The following is a 9,354-nucleotide window of genomic DNA, read 5'->3' as shown; positions in this document are numbered from 1 at the left end:
ACGCCTGGCGGGTGTTTTTGTTATTACTCTCGAAGGATATTGCTATGCCGCTGGTTGTTTACATTTTGGGGTTGACGATCTTTTCGTTAACCACCTCCGAATTCATGGTGGCGGGCATGATGCCGTCGCTGGCCCTGGCCATGGACGAACCGGTGACACGCATCGGCTACCTGATCTCGCTCTACGCCATGGGCATGGTCATCGGCGGCCCGCTGAGCACCATCGTCCTGCTCAAGCTGCGCGTGCCGAACAAGCAGGGCCTGCTGTGGCTGCTGGGCTTTTATGTGTTGGCCCAATCCGTCGCCGCGTCCGCTACCAGCTATGACATCCTGGCCATCGCGCGGGTGGTCACGGGCGTGGCCGCCGCCACCTGCTTTGGCCTGTCCCTGGCGATCTGCGCCGACATCGTCGCGCCCGACGCGCGCGGACGCGCCGCCGCCGTCGTGATTGGCGGTCTCATGCTCGCTTCCGTGGTGGGCGTGCCGGTCGCCACGCTCATCGACCAGCACCTGGGATGGCGCGCCAGCTTCTGGCTGGTGGTGCTGCTGGCGCTGATGTGCCTGGCGCTCATCAGCGTACTGGTGCCGCCCTCCAAACCGTCCGAAGTCGTCAGCCTCGGCAAGGAACTGGGGGAATTCCGCAACCGCCACCTGTGGGCGGCGTACGCCAGCAGCGGCCTCATCATCGGAGCGATTTTCGCGGCCTTCAGCTACTTCGCGGCCATCCTGACGCAAATTACAGGATTTCAAGCTTCCGACATCCCCTGGCTGCTGGGCGTCTACGGCATCGCCAACGTGGTGGGCAATGGCGTGGTCGGCCGCTATGCGGACCGCTACACCACCGTCATCATGGTCTGGGGCATGGTCATCCTGAGCATCAGCCTGGCGCTGTTCGCCGTCTTTGCGCAAGACAAGATCATCAGCGTCACCTTGCTGGTCGTCACGGGCCTTGTCGGCATGTCGATGAATCCCGCCATCATCGCCCGCGTGATGAAAACGGCCCATCCGGGGCCGCTGGTCAACACGGTGCACACGTCCGTCATCAACATCGGCCTGGGCGCCGGTTCCTGGCTCGGCGGTCTCGGCATCGCCGCCGGCTACGGCCTGCGCTCCCCGCTGTGGGTCGGCGTCGCGCTGGCCGTGCTTGGCCTCATCAGCTTGCTGCCTTACCTCGGGCATAAGCCGCGCGATTCGGTGCTGTCGCACTAGCGGCTGGCGGCGCGGTGTTAGGTGCTGACTGGTTTGATGCGTCGTGCGCGCGTCGCCAGCCAGCACAGGATGGCGCCGCCGCACACCATCGCCGAACCTTGCCAGAAGGCCAGCGACAGCGGCGTGCGCAGCAGCAGCGACGACAGCGCGGCGGACAGCACGGGAATGAAATACGAGGCGCCGGCCAGGATCGTGACGTTGCCGTGCAAAATGCCCACGTTCCAGGCGCCGTAGCCAAAGCCCATGGCGCCGGCGGCCAGCAGCAGGTAGATGACGGCCTCGACAGTAAACACCATGGGGCCGCCGCCTTGCAGCAGGTATTTGATCCACAAGCTGACGGAAACGAGGATGAAGAACAGGGTCACGCCATTCTTGCCCTGCGCGATGCGCGCCGTCACGGTGCAATACGCGGCCCATATCACCGCGCCGGCAAAGGCCAGGCCATAGCTGAGCGGGTTGCCACGCACGTTGGCCACGGTACCAGCCAGATCAAAACCCTGTTCGCCGCCCAGCACCCAGCTGATGCCGGCGACGGACAGCAGGAAACCCGGCACGATGAGGAAATTGCTCTTCTGCCCATTGAACACGATGGCCGCGACGATGGTGACGGTTGGCCACAGATAGTTCACCATGCCCACCTCGATGGCCTGGCGCGCCGTGCTGGCATAGCCTATCGACAGCGCCAGGCACAGCTCATAAGTGACGAACAGCAGGCTGCCCCAGAGCAGATAGCGGCGTGGAAATTCGCTCGGCCTCGTGCAACCCACGGACAGCAGCAGGAACACCGACGCCACGCTGTACATCATGGCCGCCCCGCCCGTGGGTCCCAGCAGATCGGTGACATTGCGGATCAGTCCGATAATCGAGCTCCACAGCAGAATGGCGCCCAGCCCGGTCAGGGTGGCCTTGTTGGTATTTTTCATGTTTATGTCATTCAGGTGATGCAGTTACACGCCCGGTGTCGTTCTCCAGGGCAATCAGCGGTGAGAATTATTAAAATTCCATCAATTATTTGCGGATACTATATTCCAATAGCCAAACTTACACCCTTCTGTGTCAGGATCCTTATCGCGTCACCTGATTTACCGTGGCATCGGCAAATTTCTCCTTCCCGCCCATACATAAAAATTATAAAAGGAAGTATCCTCAAGGCCAGCCTACCCGAATTACGCGCAGCATACTGATAGCGCGTGATCGCGATTGCTTACCAGCCGAGCAGGACATCCTGCTTCCAAATACACCGCGACTGAAATCGCCAGCCAGAACACAATTTATGCGAAAAATAATGCAAAAACCTCGTTCCATGATTATTTTTACCATGCTGGCCAGCTTGGCCATGCCTGTCTTGTCGGCGGATAAGCCGCTATCGTTGCCAGACCGCCTGGCCGCCCTACGCACGACTATCACCATCGATCATGGAAAGATGGCTGGTCCCGGCGCTACGACATTGCTAAACGCGGGCCTGGAAAGCCAATTCGTACTCATCGGCGAAGACCATGGCATTGCAGAAATTGCGAATTTTTCGGCGGCGTATTTTGAAGAATTGGCAAAGCAAGGATTTACGACGCTGATTATCGAAAATGGGCCGGCGGTTGCTGATGCTTTGGAAAAAACGTTGAAATCCGATACCGGCGTCGCCGGCATAGCGGCATTTAATAAGGCATATCCGGTCGCGACTGCGTTTTACAAATGGCAAGCTGAGGCGCAATTCCTGGCGCGTATCGCGAAAGCTGCCGGACCATCGTTCCATTTAGTGGGAATGGATCAGGAACTCATGGGCGCTTCGAAATATTTGCTCGATCAAATGACCGAGCAACCGCTTGGTCCTTTGGCGAAATCAAAAATCGAGGCCTTCCGCAAGCTTGAAAGCGACGATTATCGCCGAGCGTCGGAGAGCGGAGATCCGCGAGAGCTTTTCATGGTAAAAATCAAGGAAGAAGAATTAGTCGCGTTACAGAAGCTGCTCACGACACCCAAGGAAATGCCCGCCCTGGCGATGTTGAATTCCTTGATTGATAGCCGCAGCATTTATGCCAAAAACATGACGCCAGGACAAGGGTATTCGTCCAATACACAGCGTGCCAGGCTGATGAAGCAGTATGTGGCCAGCCATTTGACGCTTGCGCCTGCACAGCGCATGTTACTGAAAGCCGGTGCAGTGCATGTATTCCGGGGTTATAACCCGCTTGGCGCCGGTAGCCGGGAGATCGGCAATTATTTGGCTGAATATGCGGAAGGCCGCGGACAAAAATCGCTGCATGTGCTGGTGCTCGCGTCCAAAGGCCAGCAGTCGCAATTTGCCGGCATTGGGCGCGCGTCTGCCACCACAGAAATCGAAAAAGTCGATACCAAGTCCACCATGGCTGGCGTATTGCCCTTCTTTGCCGCGGCGAGTGAACATAAGGAATGGTCATTGTTCGACGTGCGCCCCTTGCTGGGATCGGCCAAATCCCTGGCGAATGGAGACAGCAGTGTCCAGGGCATGATTCAGGGCTACGATTTTGTACTGGTCATTCCCGATGGGAACGCAACGTCCGACCTGTAACAATATCGCCATCATGGTTCGGCCTGAACCCGGCCGGTCTCACCAAGGGCGATCCGGGTAACTTGTGCCAGTGTGAAAGACAACAGGGCCCGGCCTGTTTTTGGGCGCACCTGGACTATCTGCCTTCGGCATACGGGCGCACGGCTGACGCAATGGCCCCTCAACGTCGGCGCGCCAATCCCTTGCATGCCCAGTGCTATCGCAGTTATAACGGACGTGAGCTACACTACGGCATGCTGCTGACGGGCCTCGGCCTACTGGGCTTCATGACACGCCGGCATAATAAGCAAGCTTGGAAATGGAAGGTCACCTATGAGGTGGCTTAAGGCGCATCAACTTGCGTATGAGACTGGGAGGCATTCCCGATGCGGTTTGAAATGCCCTGGTCATGTGGGCCAAATCAGAAAAACCTTCGTCAAAGGCAATCATCGTAAGGCTGTCGAAGGATGAGAGGCGATGCGATGCGCGAATCAAGCGCGACGCTTGTCTAAGGGCTTCGGCGGTTATATTTGACTCCCGCAACCGGCGCTCCAAAGTGCGCTGGTGGCAGCCCAGCTTGCGGGCGACACTGGCGATGGGAAGGTGCCCCTCGCTTTCAAACACCAGAGCCACTTCTCCGGCAGCGGACGCCTCCACACCCAGGATATTGGCAATGGTGGTCAAGTTGCGCTTTTCTGCTCCGTTCGGCAACTGCGCATTGCGCCGCGTGGTCGCCATCATGGTTTCCACAATCGCCAGGGTGCCTTGGCGGCAGCTATCAGGATCGTCGCCATCGGCCGCAAGCGTTCCATCTGCGCCATTGCGGGAGGCACTGCTGGGCCGGCGCGCGTAACCACTGGCGCCAAGGCTAGTCTGCACGCCGAGTTTGGCTGACTGGTTATAGACGTTGAACGCGATCAACACATCGGCTTCGCGCTGGAATGACGATAGAAGCAGATAACCAGGGTTGATGTCGGTGGCGAGGAAGTCGTTGACCATGCGCTCGACCACACCGGCCCCAGTTCCCTCAGCCATTCTGGCGCGGCCAGCGGCATGGTAGCGCTGATATGGCAAGTGGCCACTGATGGCGTGCGACACCGCTGAGACGAACCTGCTCATCGGCGTCCAGCCAGCCTTGCCCTCGAGCGCATTTACGACAACATGATAGGCAAGCGAGTTCGGCATTCCTGATCCCCAGTTTGATATTTTGACGATGCCTCGGCAAGCGCCCGATCGATGCAAAGCAAGCCAGGATTGCCCGCATACGAAAATGGCCGCAAAGGTCCCAGCCATGGAATCATGCTTACAAAAGGGACATCCCCTGAGTGCCTCAATCGCCAAACCCCAGTCACTAATTGCCATACTACAACACCGCTGGCAAAAAAATGGCGTTTATATAACATTGTTATGTTCTATATCTTAAGAAAATCAGTAGCCGAGGCTGTACAGCGTCAATCGCCGTCTGGCTCACTGCCGCCGGGGCCGGGTGGGACGGTGCAGGTATTGCAAGCCATGTTTTTGCCGGCCTCCGGACTCGACACCGGATTGCGTACGCGAGACCAGGAGTGGCAGATTTTGAACCCCAGAGCCCAGACCCAAGTCGGCGGCGTGATCAGCTTCAGTTCGCGCATCGGCGCCCCCTCGGGATCGTCACCTTCGATGCACGCGTTGATGCTGCCGTCAGTCAGTACCTTGGCCGAAGACGATCCGTACATCCTGAGCCGGAATCGGGACGATCGCACGGCAGCCGGATCGATGATTTTTCCGCTCAAGGAAAGGATCAAGAGCGCTATCGCATCAGCAGATAACATCCCCCGATAGCTGGAAGGCGTACCTGTGCTCAGTTGGAACGGGACATCACTGATATATATCAACGATATTTTCAAAAAATTAACATTATTACATTTGAATAGTTTTTCTTTAGTCGAAACATGTAGGATTTGTATTGTTTACATCCTGGAGCTAGTCGCCAGACCTCAATTTGAGATAGCAGACTCAACCATTCAACCAAGTCGAAAGGAACAAGATGAAACCCCAGATGCGTCATGCCGCAATGATCGTTTCGCTGTTGTCCGCCTCCTCCTGTGCTTTGGCGCAGGTTCCAAATCGATGCCCATCGCTGGCGTTTTATGGCAATGCTGCCACCAGCGGCCTCTGCAAAAGCCTCAGCCCTGCTACGCAAAACCTGCAAGTGTGTGAATTGACGGCCGCACAGCCCGACGTTCACTTGACCTTCGGCCTCCAGCCAAATGGCGTGAACCCGCCCGTCCCTCTCCACCTGACAGTGCGCACTCAGGCCAACAACTGCGAACAAGCGACCAATATCGTCCAGAACGCTGCCGGAGCGTTTGTCGCGCAAAGCAACGCCCTGCTCTGTGGCGTCGACCCCGTCACCTATGTTCAACGCATGAACGCTCAAACGATTGTCCCGGGGAGCAACGGTCAAAGCGCTTGTCGCACAGCATTCATCAACGCACAGACGGGCGGTAAATTGACGCCAGCAGTGGCGCAAGGCTACCTCAATGCTTGCAACACCGGAGGCCTGGCGAATGCCGCATGTCCGTGATGTGAAGCGGCAAGCACCAAAGGCGACAAGAAATGTAGTGGTTTAATGTCCCCGGACACTGATTTAGGCGAGAATGCTCGCCATGGAGAGGTGTTTGATGAGCAAGCAAAGACGTACGTTTTCCCCTGAGTTCAAACAGCAGGCAGCATGCCTGGTGCTGGATCAAGGATAGAGCCACGTGGAGGCAAGCCGGTCAGTCGACATCGGCGAATCGGTGCTGCGCCGCTGGGTGCAGCACCTGCAGTTAGAGCGGCAAGGCATCACGCCGCAGAGCAAGGCAATGTCGCCAGATCAGCAGCGAATACAGGAACTTGAGGCGCGTATTGAGCGTCTCGAGCGGGAAAAGGTCATTTTAAAAAGGCTACCGCGCTCTTGATGTCGTAAGGGATCGAACGTACGAGGTAATCGATCAGATTTGCGGTAACGAATCAATCGAGTTGATCTGCGCGGTGTTCGACGTAGCGCGGCCATGCCTGTATGTGTATCGGGAGCGCGCCCGGCAGATTGATGCTGAGCGCATGGCATTGCGTAGCCGCGTGCACGAGCTGTTTGTCGAGAGCCGTGGTTCGACGGGAAGCCGCAGCATCATGGGCATGATGCGCGAAGAAGGCGCGGCAATTGGCCGCTTCAAAGTCAGTCGTTTGATGGAAGAGCTAGGGTTGGTCTGCAAACAGCCTGGCAGCCATGCCTATAAGCAGGCTACGGTGGAGCGGGTCGACATTCCGAACCACCTCAACCGAGAGACCACGGTGGAAGCGCCAAATCAGGTCTGGTGCGGCGATATCACCTATGTCTGGGCGCAAGGACGATCGTATTACCTGGCTGTGGTGTTGGACTTATTTGCTCGTCGGGCAGTGGGTTGGGCAATCTCGCTACGGCTCGATGCTGACCTCGTTGTACAAGCACTGGAAATGGCTTACGAGTAGCGAGGTCGACCGCAGGGGTTGCTGTTTCACTCAGATCAGGGGAGCCAGTATGCCAGCCGAAAATTCCGTCAGCGCTTGTGGCGCTATCGGATACAACAGAGCATGAGCCGTCGGGGAATTGTTGTGATAACGCCCCGGTGAAGCGCCTGTTCCGCAGCTTCAAAACGGAATGACTGCCGTCAACCGGTTACATGACGGCACAAGAGACGCAACGGGAAATCAGCCATTACCTGATGCACCGGTATAACTGGATACGGCCACATCAGTTCAATCACGGATTGGCACCAGCCGTCGCCGAAGAAAAACTTAACGTAGTGTCCAGGATAGATTGACCACTACGCACAGCCGTTCAAGATACATATCCAACTCAGCAAAATCCGTGATGCCCGTCTCCTATCGTTATAGAGAGTTCAACAGTACACGCACATAATTCAATTTATGACACAGTAAGACTAGTGCGCCAAATCAAATACCTCAACAACATCGTCGAGCAGGATCATCGCGCCATCAAGCGGGTGACCAGGCCGATGCTCAACTTCAAATCATTTCGCTCCGCCAGATCGGTGCTCGATGGCATCGAACTGATACACATGATCCACAAGGGCCAGTTCGAATTTGACGGCGCCGATGCAACTTAGGCCGCCGACAAATTTTATGTGCTGGCAGGAGTAGACCTTCCAGTTTGAGCCGCACAGCGCCGTGCCGGAGAATTCCGCCTTTGATCAACAACGCGACAGAACCCTTTTTACCGAGGTTGACCGGCCAGCGGAGGGTTTTTAGAGGTAACCTTAAAGACGCAGCTTGGCCGAGATCGCCTCGCCGAGTGCCTTGATATTCGGCTCATCCATGATTGTATAGTGTCCACCGCCTATCGAAGTTATGCTAACCCTGCCACCCATCACCTGCTTCCAGCCCAAATCGGGTTCGGACCGCATCTCATCCACAGCGCAAAACAGGGAAATGTTAATTGGTGTTGGAACCAGTTTGTATGCATACAAAGCACGGGCAATCGATGCTCTGACCGCGAGATGACGCCGGAATGCCGCAAAATCAAGCTGTGGAGGGATGACGTCTTCACGTTGGCACACGTCGAACATGAGTGCTAAGTCCCCGCATGACGCCAGTGCCTGCAATTGGGCAGCAACCCCTTTAGGAAGCTCGCCAAGGTTGGCTAGCCAAAAAGCAGCATCATCCACGTCCACATATCCTGTAGATAAAGATCCGCCACCGTAATTGCTCGTCGTGTCGATCAAGCCAAGAAAATCGACTTCCTCCCCGTCATCCAGTAATTGTCGAGCAATTTCATAGGCAATTGTCCCGCCAGCCGACCAGCCGGCAAGGCGGTATGGTCCCTCGGGTTGGATGTGCCGGATTGCCTTAATTTGCATCGATGCCATCGTGGACACGCTGGACATAACCTCCTCGCCATCGAGAAACCCAATCGCGGCCAACCCATACACGGGCAGGTCGCCATGCAACGATTGAGCCAGTTTGGTTGCATACGCGATTTCACCCTCGCCAGAATGCAGCAGAAAGAGGGGAAGGGTATTTGCTGTACTCCCCGGACGGATGCTGACCAAATGTTGGAAAGGTATAACCGTTGCCTGATTGGCTATAGCGCGAGCAAAAGACTCCGGATCGGGCGCAATAAAGAGAGACCTCAACGGCATCTCTACGTCCAGACGCCGCCGGACGGTAGACATCAGCTGGATCGCCAGCAGGGAGTGCCCACCCAACTGGAAAAAATTGTCAGTGATGCCGACCCGTGGTATGCGCAACACTTCCTGCCAGCTTTCGCACAGCGCACGCTCAACTGCCGTCCGTGCTTCAACATATTCCCGTTCCAGCGCTGGCTGATCATATTCCGGCAGCGCCTTTTGGTCGATCTTTCCATTGAGAGTAAGTGGAAACTGGCCGAGAACCATGACAGCTTGCGGCACCATGTAATCTGGTAAATTGCACACTAGGTGCTGGCGCAGTTGCGCAGTTAATTGGTTGCGAACGTCCAAGGTTTGCTCCAATGAGATTCCATTGCTCACCACGTAGGCTAGGAGGCGCTTTCCGCCCTCGGGCGCTTCACGCGCAATGACAACGGCATCCTTCACATCTTCATGCGTCCGCAATGCATTC

General features: G+C 56.6%; 7 protein-coding genes and 2 pseudogenes. 6 read left to right on the top strand and 3 right to left on the bottom strand.

Annotation, left to right across the window (positions count from 1 at the left end):
• A partial coding sequence (locus HWE17_RS27965) for an MFS transporter (RefSeq protein ID WP_369681788.1) occupies positions 1-1,208 on the top strand: 1,208 nt, incomplete at its 5' end.
• 17 nt (positions 1,209-1,225) lie between these two features.
• Here the strand turns inward: HWE17_RS27965 and yddG are convergent.
• The gene (gene yddG / locus HWE17_RS27960) at positions 1,226-2,131 is read right to left on the bottom strand and encodes an aromatic amino acid DMT transporter YddG (RefSeq protein ID WP_176391046.1); all 906 of its coding nucleotides are present in this window, start codon (positions 2,129-2,131) and stop codon (positions 1,226-1,228) included.
• Positions 2,132-2,493: 362 nt separating this feature from the next.
• Here yddG and HWE17_RS27955 point away from each other — a divergent pair, with 362 nt between their 5' ends.
• Positions 2,494-3,753, top strand: coding sequence for a hypothetical protein (locus HWE17_RS27955; RefSeq protein ID WP_176391045.1), 1,260 nt, complete (start codon positions 2,494-2,496; stop codon positions 3,751-3,753).
• 306 nt (positions 3,754-4,059) lie between these two features.
• Here the strand turns inward: HWE17_RS27955 and HWE17_RS27950 are convergent, their stop codons facing one another.
• The gene (locus tag HWE17_RS27950; RefSeq protein ID WP_176391044.1) at positions 4,060-4,917 is read right to left on the bottom strand and encodes a helix-turn-helix domain-containing protein; all 858 of its coding nucleotides are present in this window, start codon (positions 4,915-4,917) and stop codon (positions 4,060-4,062) included.
• A gap of 51 nt (positions 4,918-4,968) precedes the next feature.
• Between HWE17_RS27950 and HWE17_RS27945 the strand changes: the two genes are divergently transcribed.
• From HWE17_RS27945 to HWE17_RS27930, 4 genes and pseudogenes are all read left to right on the top strand, one after another.
• The gene (locus HWE17_RS27945) at positions 4,969-5,553 is read left to right on the top strand and encodes a hypothetical protein (RefSeq protein WP_176391043.1); all 585 of its coding nucleotides are present in this window, start codon (positions 4,969-4,971) and stop codon (positions 5,551-5,553) included.
• A gap of 205 nt (positions 5,554-5,758) precedes the next feature.
• Positions 5,759-6,298 carry a hypothetical protein gene (locus HWE17_RS27940; RefSeq protein WP_176391042.1) on the top strand — a complete coding sequence of 180 codons (540 nt, stop codon included), beginning with the start codon at positions 5,759-5,761 and terminating at the stop codon, positions 6,296-6,298.
• A 97-nt stretch (positions 6,299-6,395) separates the two neighbouring features.
• Positions 6,396-7,556 (top strand): annotated as a pseudogene (locus HWE17_RS27935) (IS3 family transposase).
• 123 nt (positions 7,557-7,679) lie between these two features.
• A pseudogene (locus tag HWE17_RS27930) lies at positions 7,680-7,862 on the top strand (DDE-type integrase/transposase/recombinase); the annotation flags it as partial.
• Between the two features lie 150 nt (positions 7,863-8,012).
• Here the strand turns inward: HWE17_RS27930 and HWE17_RS27925 are convergent.
• The coding region (locus HWE17_RS27925) for a thioesterase domain-containing protein (RefSeq protein WP_176391041.1) at positions 8,013-9,354 on the bottom strand (1,342 nt) is incomplete at its 5' end.

It is taken from the genome of Janthinobacterium sp. BJB401 (assembly GCF_013372745.1).
In the GTDB taxonomy this organism is placed as follows: domain Bacteria; phylum Pseudomonadota; class Gammaproteobacteria; order Burkholderiales; family Burkholderiaceae_D; genus Janthinobacterium; species Janthinobacterium rivuli.
This window is presented reverse-complemented; position numbering and strand designations above follow the sequence as displayed.